Origin of the sequence: Chryseobacterium shigense, from assembly GCF_014207845.1 — a bacterium.
Taxonomy (GTDB): Bacteria; Bacteroidota; Bacteroidia; order Flavobacteriales; family Weeksellaceae; genus Chryseobacterium; species Chryseobacterium shigense_A.
The window spans coordinates 384,499-407,435 of record NZ_JACHLC010000001.1; the positions used below are offsets into that span (position 1 = coordinate 384,499).

At 37.3% G+C, this 22,937-nt stretch carries 21 protein-coding genes; 11 read left to right on the forward strand and 10 right to left on the reverse strand.

Annotated features, from left to right (window positions below):
* Nucleotides 1-492: 492 nt before the first annotated feature.
* The 4 genes from HNP36_RS01765 to alaS all read right to left on the reverse strand — a co-directional run bounded on the left by HNP36_RS01765 (nt 493) and on the right by alaS (nt 7,415).
* Nucleotides 493-1,962, reverse strand: coding sequence for a M20/M25/M40 family metallo-hydrolase (locus tag HNP36_RS01765; protein ID WP_184161188.1), 1,470 nt, complete (start codon nt 1,960-1,962; stop codon nt 493-495).
* A gap of 7 nt (nt 1,963-1,969) precedes the next feature.
* Nucleotides 1,970-2,206: a hypothetical protein gene (locus tag HNP36_RS01770; RefSeq protein ID WP_184161185.1), complete on the reverse strand. Its 237-nt coding sequence runs from the start codon at nt 2,204-2,206 to the stop codon at nt 1,970-1,972.
* A gap of 30 nt (nt 2,207-2,236) precedes the next feature.
* Nucleotides 2,237-4,651 carry a hypothetical protein gene (locus tag HNP36_RS01775; RefSeq protein WP_184161182.1) on the reverse strand — a complete coding sequence of 805 codons (2,415 nt, stop codon included), beginning with the start codon at nt 4,649-4,651 and terminating at the stop codon, nt 2,237-2,239.
* A 160-nt stretch (nt 4,652-4,811) separates the two neighbouring features.
* Nucleotides 4,812-7,415, reverse strand: coding sequence for an alanine--tRNA ligase (gene alaS / locus HNP36_RS01780; protein WP_184161179.1), 2,604 nt, complete (start codon nt 7,413-7,415; stop codon nt 4,812-4,814).
* Between the two features lie 206 nt (nt 7,416-7,621).
* On the opposite strand from alaS, the gene HNP36_RS01785 reads away from it, so the two are divergent.
* The 5 genes from HNP36_RS01785 to msrB all read left to right on the forward strand — a co-directional run bounded on the left by HNP36_RS01785 (nt 7,622) and on the right by msrB (nt 10,430).
* A complete protein-coding gene (locus tag HNP36_RS01785; RefSeq protein ID WP_184161176.1) occupies nt 7,622-7,921 on the forward strand; it encodes a hypothetical protein in 300 nt (99 codons plus the stop codon).
* A gap of 25 nt (nt 7,922-7,946) precedes the next feature.
* Nucleotides 7,947-8,501: a sigma-70 family RNA polymerase sigma factor gene (locus tag HNP36_RS01790; RefSeq protein ID WP_184161173.1), complete on the forward strand. Its 555-nt coding sequence runs from the start codon at nt 7,947-7,949 to the stop codon at nt 8,499-8,501.
* A 13-nt stretch (nt 8,502-8,514) separates the two neighbouring features.
* Nucleotides 8,515-8,787 (forward strand): hypothetical protein, encoded by a 273-nt coding sequence (locus HNP36_RS01795; protein ID WP_184161170.1) that lies wholly within the window; start codon nt 8,515-8,517, stop codon nt 8,785-8,787.
* 79 nt (nt 8,788-8,866) lie between these two features.
* The gene (locus HNP36_RS01800) at nt 8,867-9,322 is read left to right on the forward strand and encodes a DUF417 family protein (RefSeq protein ID WP_184161167.1); all 456 of its coding nucleotides are present in this window, start codon (nt 8,867-8,869) and stop codon (nt 9,320-9,322) included.
* A gap of 10 nt (nt 9,323-9,332) precedes the next feature.
* Nucleotides 9,333-10,430, forward strand: a complete 1,098-nt coding sequence (gene msrB, locus HNP36_RS01805) for a peptide-methionine (R)-S-oxide reductase MsrB (protein ID WP_184161164.1) — start codon at nt 9,333-9,335, stop codon at nt 10,428-10,430.
* 36 nt (nt 10,431-10,466) lie between these two features.
* Here the strand turns inward: msrB and HNP36_RS01810 are convergent, their stop codons facing one another.
* From HNP36_RS01810 to HNP36_RS01820, 3 genes are all read right to left on the reverse strand, one after another.
* Nucleotides 10,467-11,117 (reverse strand): hypothetical protein, encoded by a 651-nt coding sequence (locus HNP36_RS01810; protein ID WP_184161161.1) that lies wholly within the window; start codon nt 11,115-11,117, stop codon nt 10,467-10,469.
* Nucleotides 11,118-11,264: 147 nt separating this feature from the next.
* Nucleotides 11,265-12,110, reverse strand: a complete 846-nt coding sequence (locus HNP36_RS01815) for an ABC transporter permease (protein WP_184161157.1) — start codon at nt 12,108-12,110, stop codon at nt 11,265-11,267.
* Nucleotides 12,103-13,014 (reverse strand): ABC transporter ATP-binding protein, encoded by a 912-nt coding sequence (locus HNP36_RS01820; protein WP_184161154.1) that lies wholly within the window; start codon nt 13,012-13,014, stop codon nt 12,103-12,105. Before HNP36_RS01820 ends, HNP36_RS01815 begins: the two co-directional genes overlap by 8 nt.
* A gap of 204 nt (nt 13,015-13,218) precedes the next feature.
* Between HNP36_RS01820 and HNP36_RS01825 the strand changes: the two genes are divergently transcribed.
* The 4 genes from HNP36_RS01825 to HNP36_RS01840 all read left to right on the forward strand — a co-directional run bounded on the left by HNP36_RS01825 (nt 13,219) and on the right by HNP36_RS01840 (nt 17,896).
* On the forward strand, nt 13,219-14,214 hold the full coding sequence (locus HNP36_RS01825; protein ID WP_184161151.1) for an alpha/beta fold hydrolase: 996 nt from the start codon (nt 13,219-13,221) through the stop codon (nt 14,212-14,214).
* Nucleotides 14,215-14,336: 122 nt separating this feature from the next.
* Nucleotides 14,337-15,701 (forward strand): AAA family ATPase, encoded by a 1,365-nt coding sequence (locus HNP36_RS01830; RefSeq protein WP_184161147.1) that lies wholly within the window; start codon nt 14,337-14,339, stop codon nt 15,699-15,701.
* Between the two features lie 35 nt (nt 15,702-15,736).
* Entirely contained in the window at nt 15,737-16,843 is a 1,107-nt protein-coding gene (locus HNP36_RS01835; protein ID WP_184161144.1) for an NAD(P)/FAD-dependent oxidoreductase, read from the forward strand.
* A 15-nt stretch (nt 16,844-16,858) separates the two neighbouring features.
* A complete protein-coding gene (locus HNP36_RS01840) occupies nt 16,859-17,896 on the forward strand; it encodes a tetratricopeptide repeat protein (protein WP_184161141.1) in 1,038 nt (345 codons plus the stop codon).
* A 308-nt stretch (nt 17,897-18,204) separates the two neighbouring features.
* On the opposite strand, the gene HNP36_RS01845 is transcribed toward HNP36_RS01840, so the two are convergent.
* Nucleotides 18,205-18,510, reverse strand: coding sequence for a hypothetical protein (locus HNP36_RS01845; RefSeq protein WP_184161138.1), 306 nt, complete (start codon nt 18,508-18,510; stop codon nt 18,205-18,207).
* Between the two features lie 61 nt (nt 18,511-18,571).
* On the opposite strand from HNP36_RS01845, the gene prfB reads away from it, so the two are divergent.
* The gene (gene prfB, locus HNP36_RS01850; protein ID WP_184161135.1) at nt 18,572-19,684 is read left to right on the forward strand and encodes a peptide chain release factor 2; all 1,113 of its coding nucleotides are present in this window, start codon (nt 18,572-18,574) and stop codon (nt 19,682-19,684) included.
* 87 nt (nt 19,685-19,771) lie between these two features.
* A complete protein-coding gene (locus HNP36_RS01855; protein WP_184161132.1) occupies nt 19,772-20,467 on the forward strand; it encodes a DedA family protein in 696 nt (231 codons plus the stop codon).
* 40 nt (nt 20,468-20,507) lie between these two features.
* Here the strand turns inward: HNP36_RS01855 and HNP36_RS01860 are convergent, their stop codons facing one another.
* Together HNP36_RS01860 and HNP36_RS01865 are read right to left on the reverse strand one after the other, a co-directional pair.
* Nucleotides 20,508-21,377 (reverse strand): alpha/beta hydrolase, encoded by an 870-nt coding sequence (locus HNP36_RS01860; RefSeq protein WP_184161129.1) that lies wholly within the window; start codon nt 21,375-21,377, stop codon nt 20,508-20,510.
* 61 nt (nt 21,378-21,438) lie between these two features.
* Nucleotides 21,439-22,818 (reverse strand): serine hydrolase, encoded by a 1,380-nt coding sequence (locus tag HNP36_RS01865; RefSeq protein WP_184161126.1) that lies wholly within the window; start codon nt 22,816-22,818, stop codon nt 21,439-21,441.
* Nucleotides 22,819-22,937: the final 119 nt, after the last annotated feature.

Genomic DNA, 22,937 nt, shown 5'->3' on the forward strand with positions numbered 1-22,937 from the left:
GGGACAACTTTTGATTCTAAACATACATTGCTGCCGCGCAAGTTTTAGAATTTTTAGAGAACAGGATTTATTTTTAGCGAAAGTTTCCCGGTCTTGAATTTTTGGTTCTTTTGTTTCAAGACAAAAGAACAATATTATATATCTCGCATATTTTGCAAATTTTGCAGATTTTGCAGATTTTTAATGAAAAATTGGTATCTATAACTGTTACAAACCGACATAGGAAAATGGAGCGTTAAGAAAATAAACCCTGTGAACGTTAAGAAAATTCTACTGTCCGAAGCGCGGGACAACTTTTGATCCTAAACATACAGTGCTGCCGCGCAAGTTTTAGAATTTTTAGAGAACAGGATTTATTTTTAGCGAAAGTTTCCCAGTCTTGAATTTTTGATTCTTTTGTTTCAAGACAAAAGAACAAATAAATTCTTTGCTATGCTCCTCGCAATGGCGGGAAAAGCTTCGGCGGCCCATTCGGGCCGCCGAAGCTTTTAGTTATCTCTCAAGCGTAAAATTCGGAATAACCTTCGGACGTTCAGCCTCATTGGCTACTTTCCACGATGTTCTGTACATCCATTCCGTCATTTTATAGAGCTTTTTATAATTGATGTTTTCAGATTCATCCTGTGGTGTATGGTACTGATCATGCAGTACGCTGGTAAAAAACACCGCAGGAATTCCGGCTTTGGCATATGGAAGATGGTCGCTTCTAAAATAGAAATACTCTGCATGATTAGGGGAATCCCAGTCTTTTAAATATTTGAATTTCGTACTTTCATTATTAGCATCTTCGGCCATTTTTACAAGCTCTTCAGAGTTTTTATGCGGAGCATTTCCTCCAAGAAGGGCGGCTTCATTGTTATCATTTCTGCCGATCATATCACCGTTCAGTACTGCTACAATTTTTTCTTTCGGAACAACAGGATGTGCGGCATGCCATCTTGAGCCCAGCAACCCCCTTTCCTCAGCTCCATGAAAAACAAACAGGATGCTTCTTTTTCCGGGCTGCTTTTTATAGGCTCTGGCCATGGCAAGCAAAGCAACACATGTACTGGCGTTATCATCGGCACCGTTGTAGATCGTGTCATTTTTTACAGGATGCCTTATTCCGTCGTGGTCCTGATGTCCGCTGAGTAAAACGTATTCTTCTTTAAGCGCAGGATCTGTACCTTCAATTTTTCCGATGATATTCACGGATGGATATTTGTAGGTTTCTGTCATCAGGTTCAGAAAAATTTTAGGATTGTTCTTTACCCAGCCGGCATTTTCTCTTTTGATCCATAATACGGGAATGTTGTCCGTAATCTTTTCTCTCAGGCCTTCAACACCATAGGTTCCTCTGGTCATTTGGGGAAGAACTTCCACCCAGCTGTTTTCAGAAATATCGTCAGTGATAAAAATAATTGCTTTTGCTCCCAATTCATAAGCTTTGCTGTAATATTTTGTCCTTACGAATCCCGGATATCTTCTCACAAAAAGCGTCATTTCCTGGTCAATATTTTTGTCAGATGCATTAACTGTAAGAACTTTTCCTTTGATATTCAGTTTGGAAAGCTCTTCGGGCTCGGTATTTCCTGCGTAGACAATTTCAGAATCAATGGAAGAATTGACAGGTTCTGCTACCAGGAAATCTTTCCACAGTTTAAGACTGCTGTTGCCAATTTTCAGGCTGCTTTGAGGTGTCACCTGATGTCTGTACATATCAAAAAACTGGAAAAATGTACCGTTGTCACCGGCAGGTTTCATTCCGGCTTCTTTTGCTTTGTCGGCAAGCCACATGGAAACTTTTAATTCGTCCAGAGTTCCTGCTTCACGGCCCCAAAACTGATCTGCGGCCAATTCATACATATCTTTTCTCAGATCCGTTTCTTTAATGGCTGATACCAGAGGTTTTTTATAATTCTGTGCATGTCCGAAGCTGAACATGAGCAATCCTATTAAGGAAAAAATATAATTCTTGTTCATCAGGTTTTTAATTGAAGTTAGCCAATTTATCAGAGAACTGTTTGGAAAACTCTTTTCTGTCTTCCTCTAGTTTTGCCTGTTCTGAAGGCAGGATATAGTTGAAAAGGATTTTATCTTCATTATCCAGGAATATAATTTCCTTTTCATTACCGTCAATCATCTGGGAGAAAATTTCCCACATTGAAGTATCTTTTAATTTTAATAATTCAAAAAACTGTTCCGCTTTTATTTCGATTCGCTGCATGTTTCGTTTTTTATGTATTTATGTTATTGGTTAAAATTCCAGCAGTTTCAACTTAAACTGGATGGCAAAATTTTGTTTGAAATTGGGAGTAGTATAGTATCCGACCCTGTAAAACAAGCCCAAATTGAAGTAGCTTGATAAAAAATTATTCCATTCAAGGCCTATTTCCTGATAAAGATGATCCAGCTTTCTGAATTTGAATTCATGATATTCAGGATGTTTCATATCTCCGATGGTTCCTCTCAGCACAAAATCAAAGCTGGAAATATTCTGCCCGAAACTTTTGAAATACAAAGGAAGTTTATGGGTAAAATAATAGGCAACAAATCTGTCATTGTAATACTTTCCGCCTTCCAGTGTTGCAAAACCGAGGTATGAAGTAAGGTTGAAATTGAAATCTTTTTTCGGAGATGCCAATCCGTTCATGGTAAAGTGTTTCCAGATCGGAGCTTCCCCGATTACCATTCCACCGTAAAGCCTGAATCCGGTAGTGCCGAACATTGTTTTAAAATTGTGTACAAATAATGCATCAAAACGGGTATAATTGAAATCTCCGCCTAAAATCTTGTAACTCTGCTCATAGTTGAAATACAGTTCAGGGTATTTCTGATCAATGATGGATTTTCCCTGTGGAGTCATGATATTGGTAGAATTCGGGGAGTATTTCAGGGTAAATAAAGTATTGAAATTATCAAATTCACCGCTTCTTCCCCTGAACACATAATCAAATTTAGCTTCTTCAATATTTCTTTTTGCTGCAAAAACCAGGGTCAGTCCGTTTGTTATATCATTCAGATAGGAGAGGGAAGCGCCCCGGAAATGATAATATTTATCATTATTAAGGTTATTTCCATAATTCATCATTCTCATCTTGAAATTCCAGAGTCTTCTGTAAAATTCGCCTGATGCTGTTACATCATTATAATATTCAGCCCTGAAAAATGAATTTTTGTCAAGAGAGGTTTTTATATCAAGGCCAATTCCGTATTTCCATTTATCATCCTTGAAGCCATACGCGAAATAATAATCCGGCGAGAAATAAGGGTTGAAAGTTTCATTCAGTTTTGCCTTTAAGCCTAGCCTGAAACCTTCATATAAGTTATAATTCACAATTTCATCCACTGCAAAATCTACGATTCCCATGCGGATCTGTCCGTTGATAAGTCCTGTCAGTACTTTTGCTTTACTGTCAATATCATACTTTTTGCCGAGGCTGTCTATCGTAGTGTATGTATTACTTTCCCGTTCCGTCAGAGGATCAGTCCTGTATTGATCTAAAAGGTGTCCGTCTGCATTTTTTACGGAGAAAGTGTAGCCTTTGAAATCATTGCGGTTTTGCTCAATGGGCGATTTGAAATCAAAATAGGTGGAGGTGAGGAAAGCATAGGTCCCGAAACTGGTTTTGTCCTTTTTTTCATGGTGCTCCTTCGTTTTCTCCTTTTCATCCTCTTCCATTGCCACCCGGCTCATTCTGAGCTTTACTTTTTCCTGTGCCAGAAACCATTTATTGTTATAAAAAACCCAGGTACTTGTAATGATACCGTCGTTTTTGTTCTTGCTGAAGTTTTCAATTTTCTGAATGCCGTAGGTTTCCGTATCCACATAGATGGCTCCGTTGTATTTCCTTCTTTTGTCCGGCTTTTTGTAATTCACTTCACGGAAGCGGATCACAAAGGTTTTTCTTCCGTTTACCTCAATGGTATCCGAAAGGAAAAAACGGTAAAGGCCTCTGTTTTCCTGCTTGATCTGATTGGGAACTTTATCTCTGTTGCTCTGCTGCATGGCAATCATTTCATAGATGGGCTGCTTAAGACCGGAAATCCTGTTGTCCAGAATATTGATCTTTTCACCGTACTGTTTGGAATATAAAAATTCCTGAGCCCTTTCCCACAGGAAGAGCTTGCTTTTTGAAAAGATCTGTTTTGCGGAAATATCATCCAATGAATCTTTTTCCCTTTTTTTCTTAAAGAAATTGGAGTCGTTGAAAAACTTATTAAACTGGGTAATGCTGTCCTGATCTATATCCATAGAAACCTTTTCGTAAGATTTGAAGGAATAGGAGTCTAAGCTTTTCGGTGAATTTTCCCGGAACATCTTGTTGACCTTTTTAAGGATCTCCAAAGCTCTCGGGTCACTGCGGTCTTCAATGACTACCGTTTCAATATCTGTAGTTTTTAAAACTTTTTTCAGCATTGAAATCTCCATATCTGCTTCTACAGCTGCTGTTTCTTTCTGATATTTTTCTGCCTGAATTTCAATGGTTCTGCAGGATGACTTAAATTCCAGGCTGCCCTGGATATCTGTAAAGCCTAAGACTTTTCCGTCACAGGATATTTTGGCATTGGATATAGGTTTTCGGTCAGTTTCGTCAATAACCCTGATCTTTGATTGGGAATAACCAAAGAAATACATCAGCAAAAACAATAAAACTAAAAACCTTTTCATGCAAAAACTAGATCAAAAGTAATAATATTTCTTGTTTAAAGAAAGTTTTTATGATTTGTTAATACATTGATTTAATCTAAACTTTTGATAGAGAAAATATAGAAAAAAACTCCCGGAGATCCCGGGAGTTTAATGTTTATTATATTAAAGAATATTAATTCTAGATAGTTAAGGCTTTCTGGTAAGCATTTTCCAGCCCGTCAAGGTTTTTACCGCCGGCTGTTGCAAAACCCGGATTTCCACCGCCGCCGCCCTGGATCTCTTTTGCAAGATCTTTTACGATGGTTCCGGCTTGGTAATCTGAAGCTAAATCATCAGAAACTCCTACTGTGATCATAGGTTTTCCGTCTGCATCAGAAAGAATAATGGTTACTGAGTTCGGGATTTCTCTTTTCAGCTGGAATACAATGTCTTTAACGGAACCTGCATCCAGAGAGGTTTTCTTTACCAGTAACTGTTTGTTTCCTTTTTGTTCATAAGCATTTTTCCAGTCTCCGATTTCGCCTTTTGCTTTTTCTTTTTTGAATCCTTCAACTTCAGCTTTTAATGAAGCATTTTCTTCGATCAGTTTTTCAATAGATCTTACAACGTCTTTGGATTTCAGCAATTGGGAAAGTTCAGTAATCTGGTTTTCTAAATTTTTGAAATATTCCTCAGATTTATCTCCGGAAATAGCTTCAATTCTTCTGATTCCAGCCGCTGCAGAACTTTCGGAAACAATCTTGAAGTGACCGATTTCGATGGTATTTTTTACGTGGGTCCCTCCGCAAAGTTCCTTGGAGCTTCCGAACTGGATCATTCTAACATTATCACCATATTTTTCACCGAATAAAGCCATCGCCCCTCTATCCAGAGCCTCCTGAATCGGAATGTTTCTGAACTCCTGTAATGCAATACTTTCTTTAATTTTCTGGTTTACTTTTTCCTCCACTAAAGCCAATTCCTCCTCAGTCATTTTATTGAAATGAGAGAAGTCAAAACGTAGATAATCCGGACCAACGTAAGAACCTTTCTGTTCAACGTGAGTTCCCAGAACTTCTCTTAAAGCCTCATGTAAAAGGTGGGTTACAGAGTGATTAGCCTGTGAGTTTTTTCTGTCAGCTGCATCAACTTTAGCATAGAAAACAGCTCCGGCATCTTTAGGAAGGCCGTTGATTAAAGAAATAATCAGTCCGTTTTCTTTTTTAGTTTCTAAAACTTCAAAGCTTTCAACAGCATTTTCCAGAACTCCTTTATCTCCGATCTGGCCTCCGCCTTCAGGATAGAAAGGAGAGTTGCTTAATACCACCTGGTAAAATTCCCCGTCTTTATTTTCTACTTTTCTGTATCTTGTAATATAGGTATCAGCTTCAATCTGGTCGTAACCTACGAAGTTTTCAGCTCTTTCCTCCAATGTTACCCAATCGTAAACTTTCTGGGCAGAATCAGCTTTTGAACGTAGCTTCTGCTTTTCCATTTCCGCTTTAAAACCTTCTTCATCAATGGTTAAGCCTTTTTCTTCCGCAATAATTCTTGTTAAATCATCCGGGAAACCGTAAGTATCGTACAATTCAAAAACCTCTTCGCTAGGCAATACTTTTGAGTTGTCTGCAATGGTCTGCTGAATTAATTTTTCAACTCTGATCAGTCCGTTTTCAATAGTTTTCAGGAATGAATCTTCCTCACTTTTAATTACTTCAGCAACCAGTTTACCCTGTTTTTCAATTTCCGGGAAGAAAGGTCCCATTTGTTCCTGAAGTACAGCTACAAGCTTATAAAGGAAAGGTTCTTTCATACCTAAGAATCTGTAAGAATAGGAAATTCCTCTTCTTAAAATTCTTCTGATCACATAACCAGCTCCACCGTTTGAAGGAAGCTGCCCGTCTGCAATAGCAAAAGCAACGGCTCTGATGTGGTCTACCACAACACGGATGGCAATATCTTTTTCGTCTTCTAAAATTCCGGTATATTTTTTACCTGAAAGTTCTTCCACTTTTGCGATAAGCGGTGTGAAAACATCGGTATCATAGTTGGAAGATTTACCCTGAAGCGCCATGCAAAGACGTTCAAAGCCCATTCCGGTATCCACGTGCTGTGCAGGAAGTTTTTCCAGGGATTTGTCTGCTTTTCTGTTAAATTCCATGAAAACCAGGTTCCATACTTCCACCACTTGCGGGTGGTCGTTGTTGACCAGTTCAAGTCCGGAAACTTTAGCTTTTTCTTCCGGAGTTCTCAGATCAACGTGGATTTCAGAACAAGGTCCGCAAGGTCCGCTTTCTCCCATTTCCCAGAAATTATCTTTTTTGTTTCCATTGATAATTCTGTCTTCTGAAATGTGTGATTTCCAGAAATCATAAGCATCCTGATCTCTTTCAAGATTCTCGGAAGCATCACCTTCGAAAATAGTAACATATAAGTTTTCTTTTGGAATTCCGAATACTTCAGTCAGCAATTCCCAGGCAAAAGCAATAGCATCTTTTTTAAAATAATCGCCGAAAGACCAGTTTCCTAACATTTCAAACATGGTGTGATGGTAAGTATCTCTACCTACATCATCCAGATCATTGTGTTTTCCGGAAACTCTCAGACATTTCTGTGTATCGGCAATTCTTGGAGCGGTAGGTGTTTTGTAACCTAAGAAAAAATCCTTAAACTGCGTCATTCCGGAGTTGGAAAACATAAGGGTAGGATCGTCTTTCAGCACAATAGGAGCTGAAGGAACGATAAGGTGGTCTTTACTTTTAAAATAATCTAAAAATTTTTGACGTATCTCTTGTGATGTCATAGTATTGCTTTGCTTTTAAAACTATCAGATTTTTGATAAGATGCAAATTTAAGTTTTTTTTTTACGGGAAAGCGTAAATTATTACGGATTTCCGTAATAAGAAAAGTTTACACATTGATTACGAGAAACGAATTAACAAAGCAATCTCATATTTAAAAAAGCAAAAAGTTGAAAAAATTATTTAACTTTCTGAAAATTTTTTAATCTTGAAAACAAAAGCACATAAACTGGCTCAATGGGCAATAAGTATTATAATAGGATATCCTATTTTAGTTTTGCTTTTGATGATTTTTATTGAAGACTTTTCAGATTCAACAGGAGCTATTTTAATTAGTGGTGTTATTTATCTTTCAGTTCCGATACTTATTTCAACCTGGTTTTTAACAATCTGGAGTCTGAAATTGGAAAAAAGATTTTTAGGTTATGTATCACTTGCTTTTACACTTTTATACACTATTATTTCGATAGTGTTTTTCTGTGCAATTAAACATGTAAAGATGTGTTGATTTTTAAGGTTAATTAGGATTCAATATGACAAAAAATGAAACAATCAAAAATTGGATAGAACAATATTCCGCACCATTGCTGAGAAAAGCGGTTTATTTACTTTCAGATAAAATTGATGCGGAGGATGTAGTGCAGGACGTATTTTTAGCCGCATTTTCGTCCTATGATTCTTTTGAAGGAAAAAGCCAGCCGTTAACATGGCTTACGGGTATTTTAAACAGAAAAGCTGCTGATTTTTACCGCAAAAAATATAAATCGGAGCCGGAAATCAGGCTGGATCATTTTTTTGATGAAACAGGTTCCTGGAAAAACGACGGTGTTTTAAACGACTGGAATATTTCCGAGAAAGAACCGGAACTTTTAGACAATAAAGATTTTAATAAAACCCTGGAGGACTGTATTGAAGATTTGCCCTCCAGATGGAAGATTCCGCTGAAAATGTATTATCTTCAGGAAAAAAAAGCACCGGAAGTGAGTCAGGAATTGGAAATTTCCACGACTAATCTGTGGAAGATCCTTCAGAGAAGCAGAATGCAGCTGAGGGAATGCCTTGATATCAACTGGTTTGCCAACTTATAACCATATCATAAAAATGCTGAGAAAACTGATTCATATTCTGTTCCTGCCATGCAGTAAAGCTACGATGCTGATGGAAAAAAGGAATGCACAAACGATCTCCCGAAAGGAAGACTGGCGGCTTTCCATGCATCTGAAAATCTGTAAATGGTGCCGTGCTTATGAAGAAAAACTGAAAATTTTAGATGATATTTTAAAAAGAACGCTTTCTCAGAAAGAAAATATTGAAATTAATGATTCTGATATTCAGGGTTTTAAAAATAAAGTCTTGGAAAATTTAGATCTTTAGAAAAAATACTGTCAGGATTTTGAAATGGTTCCGACTATACTTTTGAAAACAATAAAGTATCATTCAAAATCTTAAAGACATGAACGGAACAACTCAACTTAACCTGGAATCGCGACTATATAAAACAGGATATTATATTTCGCTTTTCGGAGCTGCACTTATCTTATTCTGGATCGGGATATTCAAATTCACTCCTACCGAATCTGCTGCGATCAAACCTTTGGTGGAAAACCATTTTCTTACTTTTTTCGTATATAAAACAGCAGGGGTTCAGACGGTGTCAAATGCTATCGGAGCGATAGAAATTATCATTGCATTATTACTGATATTTAGTGTGAAATTTGCATCTCTGAGAAAGTATGCCGCAATCGGGATGATCATCACATTTCTGATAACACTGAGTTATCTTTTCACGACTCCCGGAATATGGAAAATAGTGGATGGACTTCCTGTTACAGATTTTTTTATTCTGAAAGATCTGATGTTATTGGGATTTGGGTTGATGATTGTACAAAATAATAGAAATAATGGATAAAAAGAAAAAAATGAAAAATATATTTATCGTGCTCGGAATTATTCTGGGTATTGCAGTTTTTGCTGCCGGATCAGGGCTTTTAAAAAAATCAAAGTCTAAAGAATTAACCAAAGAAAGAGAAAACCAGGAAATTATGGATAATAAGAATGTCAGAGAAATTTATTTTGCAGGCGGATGTTTTTGGGGTACGGAACACTTTTTCCAGCAGATCCGCGGAGTTGTAGGAACCGAAGTGGGGTATGCAAACGGAAATACCCAAAACCCTACTTATGAAGAAGTGGTAAGCCATACCACAGGTTTTGCAGAAACGGTAAAAGTGAAATATGATCCTGAACAGGTTGATCTTAAGCTGCTGATTGATCTTTATTTTAAAACAATTGATCCTACAAGTATTGATAAACAGGGAAATGACAGGGGAAACCAGTACAGAACAGGAATCTATTTCACCAATAAGAAAGATGAGACTATTGTAAAAAATGAAGTTTTAAAACTGGCCGGAAATTACTCTAAACCGGTAGTTGTAGAAACAGTTGCTTTGAAAAATTTCTATAAAGCGGAAGATTACCATCAGGATTATCTGGATAAAAATCCGGGAGGCTACTGCCATATTGAACCGGGACTTTTTGAAATGGCTAAAAATGCCAATCCTCTTCCTGAAGTAAAATACCAGAAGCAGGATAAAAAAGTCTTAAAAGAAAAACTGACTGCCGAACAGTATAATGTAACCCAGGAAAACGCAACGGAAAGACCTTTCCAAAATGAATACTGGGATGAAACCCGTGAAGGAATTTATGTAGATATTACTACAGGCGAACCATTATTTATTTCAACAGATAAATTTGAGTCCGGCTGCGGATGGCCAAGCTTTTCAAAACCGATCACCAAAAAACTGATCGAAGAAAAAATGGACAAATCTGCCGGAATGGTGAGGGTAGAAGTAAGAAGTAAAACCGGTGATGCCCACCTGGGACATGTTTTTACAGATGGTCCTGCAGATAAAGGAGGGCTTCGTTACTGCATCAACAGTGCTTCGCTGAAGTTTATTCCAAAGGCTGAAATGGAGAAAAAAGGCTATGGAGAGTACATCTCTTTGCTGGATAAAAAGTAATTATAAAGAGAAAGACCGCTGAAAGGCGGTCTTTTTTTATTTAATGGACATTTGAAATCTTTCCTTTATACTGAACATCGAAATATTCACCAGAAATAAAAAACCGAACATTATATAAAAAGACTCTTTTGGAAGTTGGGTAAGCTGCGATTCAAATACTTGAAATCCTTTTAGCCATTTGTTATTGGGGATGTAATTATCAATAAGTCCTGTACCACACCGGGTAAATGATGAAGCATCCAATTCCTGAATATTTGGGTTAATATAGTGATGGGGGACAAAAAAATGCCATGTTTTTTCCGCATCAAGTGTATGGGCTATCTGTCCTGCTAATTCTATATCATTAAACAATGCAATGAGATCATTATAGGTATTGCTGTCATCTAAAATAAATTCAATACCTGAATTTTTTTCATTCCTTCTTTGTAGATTTTTAATTTCTGTAACATACAGTTTTGTATTCTCTTTTGCTTTATTGGAGGGTACTTTTATTTTTTTATAATTCCAGTTTCTGTAGGGCTCAAAACTTAAAAACGATGTTTTTTCTCCCGGTTTTGTTTTGGGTGGAAGCCAGATATCCATAACAGTAAAATTAATTTCTTCAAATTTCCGGTTTCCGTAATACCAGAAAAGCAGCGGAATTAGTACTGCACTGATCAGTCCCGGGAAATAATAGATCTTTTTCATACCTGTCATTTTGATTAAAATTAATGAAAAAATAAATACGTGAACAGGCAGAACCTATTTTTAACATTATAATCAAAAACAAAAAAGTGATCCGGGGACCACTTAATTTTTCAATCTTTAAATCATTCAATCTTTCAATTCTAAAGCTTACCAATCCCTTTTTCTGAGGATCCAGTAAGAGCCTCCAATAAAGATGACACACCAGATAATGCATGCAATCATACTTTCTGTAGGATAATGGGTTTCAAATTTTACTCCCATTACTTTTATAAGATTCAGCCGCATTAACGGATTAGGAATTAAATTGGACATGCTTTCCAGCGGTAAAAGACTGGTGACAAAAAAATCATTTTCCAGTGCGGCCTTCCTTTGTTCACCCTGAATTCCACTTAGTTTCTGGTAGGTTTCAATGCCGGTAAGAATCTTTTCGGCAACCCAATAGGCGAAGAATCCCAGGAATACAAACATGGATTTTCTTAAAAGCACTGAAAGAAACATCAGGAAACAGAAAAAGGTAAACAGCTTCACAAAATAATTTCCGATATAATAAATCTCTTCATAAACTTTTGAACCATCGGTCACTTTAGAATATTGATGTCCCAAAAACATAGTGATCACAAATACGATCAGCGTGGAAACAGCAGTGAAAATAGTAATGGTTAAAAGCTTTGATCCGATGAATTCTTTTCTGTTCAGTCCGTCAATGGTATTCTGCTTGAACATCCTGTTCGTGAACTCCTGGGAAATCGAAAAAACAATGATGAGCCCCAGAAATATCTTTAATAAAGCAACAATCCATGTGGTGAAATTCCAGATTTCCGGGAAATTATAGATTCCCTGTTCTTTTAAATTGATCGTTCCTCCGAGAATATCCAGATCTACAAGTCCAATAAAAAGAAGTGCGATCAGGATGGCAAAATATAAGAAAGCAAAAATCCTGAACGGTCTGTAGTTCAGATTTTTATAATATTCCAGTTTTAATAATTTAAGCATGGGTATTCGTGTTTTTTACAAGTTCAAGGAATTGGGACTCAAGGGACAGTTTTTTCTTCGTTAAATGAGAAAGATAAATCCCTTTTTCGGTAAGTTTCTGGTTTAAGGCTGATGCAGAGACAGAAACATCTTCACGGATCTGTGCTTTGATGATCTCACCTTCGGTTTTCACGGATCTGAACCATTGAAGTTCTTCCAATGTGTTTATAAGCAACGCATTGTTATCAGCTTTTAACTCAAAATATCCGTTGTTGGCTGTCATTTCATCCACTCTTCCACAGTAAATGGAATTTCCTTCTTTCAAAACAATAACATGGCTGCAGATCTTTTCAATCTCGTCCAGAAGGTGGCTGGCAATGATAATGGTAATACCCTGTTTGGCAATATTACTGATGATCTCCCTGATCTGGATGATTCCTTCAGGATCAAGTCCGTTGGTAGGCTCGTCAAGGATCATTACCTCGGGATTGTTCAGCATGGCTGATGCTATGGCTAAACGCTGTTTCATTCCCAAAGAATAGGTTTTGAAAGCATCTTTTTTCCTTTCCAGGAGGCCTACTGTTTTCAATACTTCATCAATTCTTGTATAAGCAGTTCCTTTGATCTCAGCTACAATTTTAAGGTTAGTTTCAGCATCCAGATAAGGGTAAAAATTAGGCTGTTCTATAATAGCTCCTATCTTTTTCAGCGTATCAGGATCAGTGCCTTTCCTGCCAAACCAGTACCAGTCTCCGCTGGTAGGGTTAATTGTGGATAAAAGCATCCCGAATGTAGTGGATTTTCCGCTTCCGTTGGGGCCTAATAAGCCGTAAACATTTCCCTTTTCCACATCAAAGGAAATATTGTTTACTACAGTTCTCTTGAATTTTTTGGTTAAATTCTTTACTGACAAAATTTTTTCCATGTAATTTGTTTTACATAGTAGTAGTGTATGTAATTAAGAGATTGTTACAGACTTTTGAAATTTTTTTAAAATGATTTAAAACCAACTACCTCTGAATTCAATGTAATAAGATCCGGATTACCATTGTTTTATCAATGTAACTATTTGTATGGTAATAAAGACCAATTGACAAATATCTATAATCACATTACAAAAGATATGACTATGAAAATTATTAAATGGATAAAACGTTTAGTGATGGCGCTGTTTTTAATTGTCGTTCTGCTGCTGATTGCCGGATTTATCTTTGAAAAAATAGCAAGGGCAAAAGCAGAGAAAATTCAACCTGACGGGCAGTTTGCTGAGGTTGAGAACCATAATATGCATTATCTGGAAGAAGGAAAAGGCGGTCCGACAGTCGTTTTTGAAACAGCTTTCGATCCTGCGGGACATCTGCAATGGTATCACATTCAGAAAGATCTTCCTAAAGACTATACTACGTTTTCCTACGACAGGTCCGGAATTCTTTGGAGTGAGAGAGGAACAAATCCCAAAACAGGAGACAAAATTGCCGAAGAACTTCATACACTTCTGGAAAAATCCAAAGCTCCCAAACCTTATATTCTTGTCGGCCATTCTTTTGGAGGAATGCTTACCCGGTTTTTTGTGAAAAAATATCCGCAGGATGTTGCAGGGGTAATATTGGTAGACAGCCAATATCCCGCTGACGAAAAATACCTGTCCCCCGAATTACACAAAATGGTTAATCAGGGCTTACCCGGAGGATTCCTGAAATTTGCAAATACATTCGGAGCGGCAAGGCTGATGTTTAAAAATATGTTCCCGCTGGAGAAGCAATACAAATATCAGAATTCACTGATGCCTGTACTGCTCTATAAAAGTGCCGATGCTACACTGGAAGAGCAGGATCACATGAAATCTATTAAAGCGGAAGCGTCTTCCATCAACTCTTTTGGTTCAATTCCTTTGTACATTATTACTGCAGGGGACAAAAAAAGATACGACAGTTTCATTACAGATAAAAAAATAAAAGCCGAAATGCTTGATGCATGGGATAAAATGCAGAAAGACCTCCTGAATTTATCCACCGACAGCAAACAGATCATTGTACCTGTTGGCGGGCACTATATCAATCAGGATCAGCCGAAGGTTATAGAAGAAGCCGTAAATGCTATGGTTAAAAAAGTTACGGATAAATAAAAAATACCTTCCTTCCTGTTTTTTCCTTTACAGCATCAGACGGGTTCAGGTTAAACTTTACTGTATTTTCAATAGATTTTTAAGATTAAAATATTAAATTTGATAGAATTAATCGGTAGTTTATGAAGTTAATTGAGTTAGCTAAAGAGCTGAATGTTTCCGCAGAAGCCATCAAAAGGTTTATCCAGGATTTCGATCTTGAACTGGGTGTCTGCATCAGTACAAACTTTGAAGTGAAAGAAGATTTCGAGAAGTTTGCCCGTGAGAATCTGGATTTTTTAAAGCTTTATGAAAAAGATCTGGACAAAAATAAAACACTGGAACAGATTGCTGAAGTAATCAATCAGCCTAAAGAAAAAATAGAAGAAGCAATTAAGGAAAACAACCCCAATATCTTCGATAACGGTTTTTTCCGTTCATCAATTTCAAGTTATGGTATTGATAATAAACTGGGTGGAAATTACCAGTTCGTCTATGATTATTTCGGGCAGAAAACCAGCCTGAAACAGAGAGATTTTATCGGATACAGAGATTTGTTTTTCTATATATCAGGCGTTTTAGAACCCTTCTTAAATCCTCAGCAGATCAAAGACTGGGGTATTCATAAACCGGCAGGAATCGTTTTGTACGGACCTCCGGGAAGCGGAAAAATATTCTGGGCCACCAAAATTGCTGAAATTATCGGCTACCAGTTTAAGGAAGTTAAAAAACATTACCTGGGAACCTCTTTCATAGACGGAAATAAAACCAATTTCAATGATTTTCTCCTCACCATGATGAAAGAAGAAAAAGTCCTTCTTTTCCTTGAAGATTTTGATGAGATCATGATGGAAAGGAGGGCAGAAACCGATATTGCCTCCTGTAATCTGGAAACCCAGGAGCTGATCCTGCATTACATCGGGAAATTTGAAAAAGAAGAACTGCTGATGGTAGGGTCTGCAAACTCCGTTTCAGAGATTGATGAAGAAATTCTTGCTCCGGGAAGATTTGATGTAATGATTCCCATATTCCCGCCTAATGCTGCGGAACGTTCAGAGATCATTCTTTATGCGATGACCAGTGAACTTGAAGAAAATTCCCTTCTGTATAAAATTCTTAAAAAGAACAAAGCCGATAAAGTTCCGTTCTGGCATGAAGTCTCATCCAAAATGAAGGCATTCAGTAATACCATGCTGATAGATTTCACCCAGAGTCTTAAAAAACGCCTTAAAAATCAGTATCAGCGAACAAGAGATGAAAACCTGAAGATCGATCAGCACCTTTTGGAAGCAGCATTAAGAGATGCCGCAGGTAAACTCACCGAAGAATACCTTGAACAGGTCGCAAGATTCCTGGCAGATACTATTATCAATAATTTCGATGAATTTAAATTCAGGATTCAGGCCCTGAAAAAAGAGCTGGATACCTATAAAGCTGTTGAAGAGCCAAGAAGGGCAATCGGATTCCAGCATAATGGGGAAGAAGGTGAGGAAACCGGCCAGGGATAATTTTGGGCTGAGAAATTAAATATTACTTATTACTCATGAACAGCGTCTGGGAACTCGAAACCTTTTACAGAAAAAGAGATATCATCATTATCGGTGCCGGATTTTCCGGCCTTTGGACCGCCATATCCATCAAAGAGAAATATCCGGAAAAATCAGTTTTAATCATTGAAAGAAATACCATTCCGTTGGGAGCTTCAACCCGGAATGCAGGTTTTGCATGCTTCGGAAGCTTAACGGAAGTCATTGCAGATGCTCAGAAAATGGGCTGGGAAAAGACATTAGATCTGGTTAAGATGAGGTTTGAAGGACTTCAGAAGATCAGAAAATATTTTAAAGATGACGAAATAGATTTTGAACTGAGCGGAGGGTATGAAATTTTAAATGATGATAAACCCTTACAGGAATTGGATATTGTAAATGAAAAGCTGAAAACGGTAACCGGGCTCGATAAAACGTACTTTCTGAATCAGGAGAAGATCAAAGAATTCGGGCTTGGAAAATCTGAATTTCTCATTGAAAATCCCTGTGAAGGAAGTCTGCACTCAGGAAAGCTATTACAGAAGCTTTTGGAAAAGTGCCACGAACATAAAGTAGAATTTCTTTTTGGAACAGAAGTGAAAACCGTTGATGAAAACGCTGGCGAAATTGAAGTCCGTTTTTCAGGGAATCTTTCTGTAAAAGCAGATAAAATAATCTATTGCACCAATGCATTCAGTTCAGAATTTCTTGAAAAAGAGGAGATTATTCCTGCACGCGGACAGATTCTTTTAACAGAACCGGTTGTTGGATTAAAGCTTAAAGGAACCTTCCATTATGATGAAGGATTTTATTATTTCAGAAATCTGGGAAACAGGATACTTTTGGGAGGAGGCCGGAATCAGGATTTCAGAGCAGAAGAAACCACAGCTTTTGAAACCACGGAATTTCTGCAGAACCATCTGGAAAATTTTTTAAAAGAAGTTATTCTGCCCGATCAGGATTTTAAGATTGCACTTCGCTGGTCAGGAATTATGGCTATGGGCTCGGAAAAAACACCTATCGTAAAACAGCTCTCGGAAAGACAGTTCTGTGCAGTAAGGCTTTCAGGAATGGGCGTAGCGCTGGCCCCGAAAATAGGAGATATTGTAGCTGAAATGATTTGATATGCAACACAAACGATGAAAAAAACACTACTCATTTTTGGCTTGGCTTGTTCAGTCCTTTGCTTTTCGCAGAAAAAAGAAATGACTGCCGCATTTAAAGCCAAAAACTATAAAGAAGCCGTTTCCTTAGGACAAAAAGTGCTTGAAACCAATCCGTCTGATTTTGAAGCGAACCTTATCATATCCGCATCCTATAACAGTCTTGGAGATTTTCAGAATGCCCTTCCGTATTCAAAGAAGCTTGAAAGTACAGCAGAGAGTGATGAACAGAAAAGTTGGATGTTGATGCAGGTAATGATGGCGAATTATGGATTGGGCAATAAAGAAATTTCAAAAAAATATTACGATAAGGCAAAAAGCATTAAAGGACCTGAAAAAGCCGTGTTGGAGCTGGATCATTTAGGAAAATATCTTGGCTTCGACAGTTTTTATGATCAGTGGATTACGGTGGAAACTGAAAATATGATATTTCATTTTGATCCTTCCATCAGCCAGGAAACAAGAAATAAAATGGTGAAAAGCCGGCAGAAAGCCTTTGCAAAAGTCAATGAATTTTTTGAAGCAAAACTGCCAAAGAAAATTGATTTTTTTGTCTGGGGTTCCAATGAAGTATATAACCGGTTTTTGAAGCATAATCTAGGATTCACTCTGGCCAATTATTGCGTTTCCCATAACAGGCTGAATCAGACTGCCGGACATGAAATTGCCCATAATCTCAGTTTCTGGCGAGGACAAAGGGAAAAGACCACCACAGAATTTATCAATGAAGGAATAGGCGTCTGCTTCGATCTGAATGAGAATGATAAACTTGAAGCTGCCAGGCAGGCCCACAAAAAAAATCCTATAGACATAAAAAAAGTATGGGCAGAAAACCAGAAAGTTAGCAGTGAAGTTTTATATCCCGTTTCAGGAGCGTTTGTGCAGTTTTTAATTGACTATGATAAAGTCAAATTTATTGAACTGAATCATAACCAAACCTATGAGAATGCAAAGAACATCTACGGAGACAAAATAGATACTCTGATCGAAAATTTTATGGCCCGGTTAAAATAAAAGCAGTATGGATAAATACAAATACACCATTCTTTTTCAATAATAACAATTCCTCTGGCAGCTTTAGCAGTACTTTTTGGAGGAGGAGGGCATGGGACTTATTTCCCTTTACTGGCTATATTTCCATTTAGCCTGTTGGGAACTTTTTTTAATGAAAAAATATCTTTACTGATCGGAATCATACAGTTACCTGTTTATGGTTTTTTAATGGACAGGTTTAATACAAAAAAAGTACTTCCTTTTATTATTTCAGTGCATGTTATATGTATGTGTATTGTTTTTATATTGAAAAGAGAAGACTTTTTTAGTTAATCATTTTTCCACCAATTCATAATGTCATCTGTTATTTTATCCGAATCAAATTCATTTAAATACAGACCATAAGCCACTACAAGTTCCGATTCAATTATTGTTTTCATTTTTTCGGAACTGATATCATTTTCTAATTGTTGCAGCAGTTTTTCTGCCAAATAATTAAAGCTGTTTTTAGAAGCCCCTCCAATAAGGTTCATTGAATAGATAAGCTTTTCCAGTCTGGCTATACGTGCGTTACGTTCATTGATGATAATGTTCATTTCATTGATATCCTTATATAAATATATTGAATTATTCATTACTCATCAAACACTATTCATTACTCATAATTTTATCCGTATTTTTGCAAAAAACAATTTCGTGATCAACAACGACCAGATAAAAGAAGTTCAGTCCAGAATCGGCGACTTATATAAATACCTTCAGATAGAAAAAAAGAAGATAGAAATATCCAATGATGATGAAAAAACCGCTGCCCCTGAATTTTGGGATAATCCTAAAGAAGCAGAAGTATTTCTGAAGCAGCTCCGTTCCAAAAAGAAGTGGGTGGAAGATTATGAAGAAATAAGTACCCAGTTTGAAGATCTGCAGGTTCTTGCAGAATTTGCCAAAGAAGATCCGGACTCTGAAAAAGAACTTGATGAAACATTCCCGCAGCTTGTAGAAAAAATAGAAGACCTGGAATTTAAAAATATGCTTTCCAATGAAGGAGATGAGCTTTCCGCAGTCCTTCAGATCACTGCCGGAGCCGGTGGTACGGAAAGTTGCGACTGGGCTTCCATGCTGATGAGAATGTATACCATGTGGGCAGAAAAACAGGGCTATAAAATCCGTGAGCTTAACTTTCAGGAAGGAGATGTAGCCGGAGTAAAAACCGTTACCCTTGAAATAGACGGTGAATATGCTTTCGGGTATCTGAAAGGAGAGAACGGTGTACACAGGCTGGTAAGAATTTCACCTTTTGACAGTAATGCAAAGCGCCATACGAGCTTTGTTTCCGTATATGTATATCCTTTGGTAGACGATACTATCGAAATTAATATTAATCCTGCCGATATTTCATTCGAAACGATGAGATCTTCCGGAGCCGGAGGGCAGAACGTAAACAAGGTGGAAACAGCCGTACGTCTTCGTCATGCGCCAACAGGAATTATCATTGAAAACTCTGAGTCCCGTTCCCAGCTTCAGAACAAGGAAAAAGCCATGCAGCTCCTTCGCTCAAGACTTTATGAAATGGAGCTTGAAGCACGCATGAAAGCAAGAAACGAGATAGAAGCCAATAAAATGAAAATAGAGTGGGGCAGCCAGATCCGAAACTACGTGATGCATCCGTATAAACTGGTGAAAGATGTCCGCTCTGCTCATGAAACCTCAGATGTGGATTCTGTGATGAACGGAAATATCACGCCATTCCTGAAAGCCTTCCTGATGGCCGATGGTACTGCGGTTTCAGATGATGATCTGGATTTGTAAAATATCATGTCTGTATTTTAGTTAAAATCTTATAATTAATTTTTGTTTCAGACTTTTTACACTTACTTTTGTTGTTAATCGTTATATATGGAAGATTTCAATAGCTGGAAAGATTTACTGAATCCTGAGTTTTATATTAAAATGGGAGGATTCTGGCTTATTTTATTTATTATTTTTGCCGAAACAGGCCTTTTTGTAGGATTTTTTCTACCAGGAGATTCATTACTGTTCGTATCCGGAATTTATGCTGTTGAAATTATCAAAGAGACTTTCGGCTCCACAGGGAGCGATTTCCTGGATACAACCATTCTGGCTTCATGTGTAGCGCTTGCTGCAATTATCGGAAACGAGATCGGCTATTATTTCGGAGTGAAAACAGGCCCTGCTTTATATAAAAGACAGGATAGCATGTTATTCAAGAAAAAATACCTGTATCAGGCACATGATTTCTTTGAAAAACATGGGGCGCTGGCAATCATTATGGCAAGATTTTTACCGGTAGTAAGAACTTTTACGCCAATTGTTGCAGGTATTGTAAAAATGGACAAAAAAGAATTCTTAAGAGATAATATTATAGGAGCGGTTCTTTGGTCATTCGTCCTGATCTTTGCCGGACATTATCTGGACAAGCTTTTCCAGGAGCAGTTCGGAATTAATCTGAAAGAGAAACTGGAACTTATTATCATTGTCATTGTTCTGATAACAACCCTTCCGGTAATCATCAAATTTGTTTTCGGTAAAAAAGAAGATTTCTCGAAATACGAAGACAAGGATTTTGAGTAAAAGATTTAACAAAAAATATATATAACCTGCTTTTGGCGGGTTATTTTTTTATCCATTCCAGAATATTCGGGTAAATAATACTGTCTCTTTTTATTTTACTGAAAAACCTCGGAACATGGCCCGTTCTTTTCATAAAAATGAGCTTGTGAGGTACACTCTGGCGGGTAAGGGCAGAATCCATAGATAACCCCTGATGCTGATTCACAAGAAAGTCATTATTGCCCTGGAAAAGTAATGTGGGAACATTGGAGATATTAGCAATTGGGCTTGCCTCCCTGAAAGCTTCAGATATGTTTTTACGGTCAAATTTTGTCCCTACCACTTTCTGGAAGGTTGGAGAAGTATATTTTGAATAAAACGAGCTAAGGTATTGCGGACTGTAAAAATCCGTTGGACCACTCATTGAAATGATCTTTTTAATCTGTTCAGGATGCTTGTAACCGTAGAGAAGAGCAAGATGTGCTCCTGCACTTTCTCCCAGCAAAATGTAATTGTTCGGTTGAAGCTCTGCTTTTTCAGCCAGGGAATTGAATTTTTCAATCGCAGCGGCAATATCTTCAAGCTGCTGTTTATAAGTAATGTTTTTCCGTTTGGAAACCAGCCTGTAATTCATATTAATGCTGGGAATCTTGTTTTCGAAAAGCATTTTCTGAACCTGGATCATATGTTCCTTTTTACCGAGAGTCCAAGCGCCGCCATGTACAATAAGAACTACCGGGGTATCTTCTGCATAATCCAGTGGAAGAAAAACATCCATTTTCTGTCTCTTGTGCTCCCCATATTTCAGATTATATATTTTCTGCTGGCCTCCAGTGCCTACCCAAACCCTGAATTTTGTATTACAGGACTGCAGCAGGAAACTGAGGCATCCTACAATGAAAAAATGATACCTGAGAATGAGCTTTTTCATAGATTAAAAATACTGAAAATAAACAGTGTAATATGGGGAAGACTTATGATTTTTGATTGTTTTAATATTTTTCTGCCGTTTTGCTTGAAAGTCCGTTTTTTACCTGAATAAGTTCCTTTCCGTCCTCTGTGGAAAATGTAATTTCCGTATCATCATCAGAAACAAAAAAAGAATTTTCTTTCTCCGGTAATATTCTCACCGAAGGCCCGCTATTGTTTTGAAAGAATAATTGACCATTTTTTAAAGTTATGTGAATAATATCATCTTCTGAAATGTGATAATTCCCCACATATTTTTTTAAAGTTGAGCTATCCAGAGTTGCCTCTTTCTTAGGCTTCGGAAGATCATAAGGCTGATCTAAAAGTGCACCCAGAATCGTATTTCCAGCCTTCTCTAGTTTTTTACTGGTAATATTGTTGAGCAAAACAATGCAGATGTCATCTTCGGGAAGCATTGCCAGATAGCTTGTTGCCCCTTCAATATTTCCTCCGTGATTAATCACTTTTTTTCCGTAAAGATCATCAATGAACCATCCGTAGCCGTAGCCACTCAGGAAAGGGGTTGTTGCTTTTTTAAATGCTTCTTTAGAAACAATTTTATAATCTCTGAGACCTGTATAATATTTGTAAAGATCTTCAACTGTACTGTAAATTTGCCCTGCGGAGCCGGTTAGTTCAGGATTCCATATTTCCGTTTTTTCCTGTTTTGTTTTTGAAAGATAGGCATAAGGAACCGTTTTTTCAGGACTTGTCAATGACGGATAATCAAAGCCGGTATGATCCATTTTCAGGGGATTTAAGATCATCTTTCTTACGGCTTCTTCATAGGGCATTCCTGTGATTTTTTCAATGATAACTCCAAGCAGAATATATCCTGAATTGGTATATGAGAATTGTTTGCCTGGCTCAAAATCCAAAGGCTCATCTTTAAAAAAGGAAATCTGCTTATTCCGGCTGATACTTTCCCCGGAGTGAAGAAGACGGAAGTATTCCCTGTTTCTTAGAGGTTCGTAAATTCCTGATGTATGGGTGAGGAGATTTTCAACGGTAATCTCATTGCCTCTTGGATAATCTGCAATGAATTTAGAGATAGGATCTTTTACGGAAAGCTTTCCTTCTTCGCTGAGCTTTACAATCGTTAATGCAGTAAAAGATTTGGTTAATGAAGCAATTTGGTAAATGCTGTTGTTTTGATTGAGAATCTTCTTTTCCGCATTCTGCCATCCGTAAGACTTTTCAAAAAGCGTTTTGTTGTGATAATGGATAAGTGCTGTACCATTGAATTTATTGATCGCAGCATAAGCTTTTATGATATTATCTATTTCCTGTTTTTTCTTTTCCGGATTCGTATCTGCCTTATTTTGCGCTTGGAACAGAGAACCGAATGTACTGAATATAAAAATCATACATCCTACAAAGAAAACATAATATGTATGCCTCATGATATGATCGTTTTGAAGACAAAGTAAAAATAAGCAGAGTTTCTTTAAATAAACAGCTTATTATCAGAAAATATTTAAAATTAAATACCCGGAAACAAATAAAAGTAGAATTTAATAAT

Coding starts and splice junctions, on each gene's coding strand:
- HNP36_RS01765 (WP_184161188.1), bottom strand. CDS start 1,962: ATGAACAAGAATTATATTTTTTCCTTAATAGGATTGCTCATGTTCAGC.
- HNP36_RS01770 (WP_184161185.1), bottom strand. CDS start 2,206: ATGCAGCGAATCGAAATAAAAGCGGAACAGTTTTTTGAATTATTAAAA.
- HNP36_RS01775 (WP_184161182.1), bottom strand. CDS start 4,651: ATGAAAAGGTTTTTAGTTTTATTGTTTTTGCTGATGTATTTCTTTGGT.
- alaS (WP_184161179.1), bottom strand. CDS start 7,415: ATGACATCACAAGAGATACGTCAAAAATTTTTAGATTATTTTAAAAGT.
- HNP36_RS01790 (WP_184161173.1), top strand. CDS start 7,947: ATGACAAAAAATGAAACAATCAAAAATTGGATAGAACAATATTCCGCA.
- HNP36_RS01795 (WP_184161170.1), top strand. CDS start 8,515: ATGCTGAGAAAACTGATTCATATTCTGTTCCTGCCATGCAGTAAAGCT.
- HNP36_RS01800 (WP_184161167.1), top strand. CDS start 8,867: ATGAACGGAACAACTCAACTTAACCTGGAATCGCGACTATATAAAACA.
- msrB (WP_184161164.1), top strand. CDS start 9,333: ATGAAAAATATATTTATCGTGCTCGGAATTATTCTGGGTATTGCAGTT.
- HNP36_RS01810 (WP_184161161.1), bottom strand. CDS start 11,117: ATGAAAAAGATCTATTATTTCCCGGGACTGATCAGTGCAGTACTAATT.
- HNP36_RS01815 (WP_184161157.1), bottom strand. CDS start 12,110: ATGCTTAAATTATTAAAACTGGAATATTATAAAAATCTGAACTACAGA.
- HNP36_RS01820 (WP_184161154.1), bottom strand. CDS start 13,014: ATGGAAAAAATTTTGTCAGTAAAGAATTTAACCAAAAAATTCAAGAGA.
- HNP36_RS01825 (WP_184161151.1), top strand. CDS start 13,219: ATGAAAATTATTAAATGGATAAAACGTTTAGTGATGGCGCTGTTTTTA.
- HNP36_RS01830 (WP_184161147.1), top strand. CDS start 14,337: ATGAAGTTAATTGAGTTAGCTAAAGAGCTGAATGTTTCCGCAGAAGCC.
- HNP36_RS01835 (WP_184161144.1), top strand. CDS start 15,737: ATGAACAGCGTCTGGGAACTCGAAACCTTTTACAGAAAAAGAGATATC.
- HNP36_RS01840 (WP_184161141.1), top strand. CDS start 16,859: ATGAAAAAAACACTACTCATTTTTGGCTTGGCTTGTTCAGTCCTTTGC.
- HNP36_RS01845 (WP_184161138.1), bottom strand. CDS start 18,510: ATGAATAATTCAATATATTTATATAAGGATATCAATGAAATGAACATT.
- HNP36_RS01855 (WP_184161132.1), top strand. CDS start 19,772: ATGGAAGATTTCAATAGCTGGAAAGATTTACTGAATCCTGAGTTTTAT.
- HNP36_RS01860 (WP_184161129.1), bottom strand. CDS start 21,377: ATGAAAAAGCTCATTCTCAGGTATCATTTTTTCATTGTAGGATGCCTC.
- HNP36_RS01865 (WP_184161126.1), bottom strand. CDS start 22,818: ATGAGGCATACATATTATGTTTTCTTTGTAGGATGTATGATTTTTATA.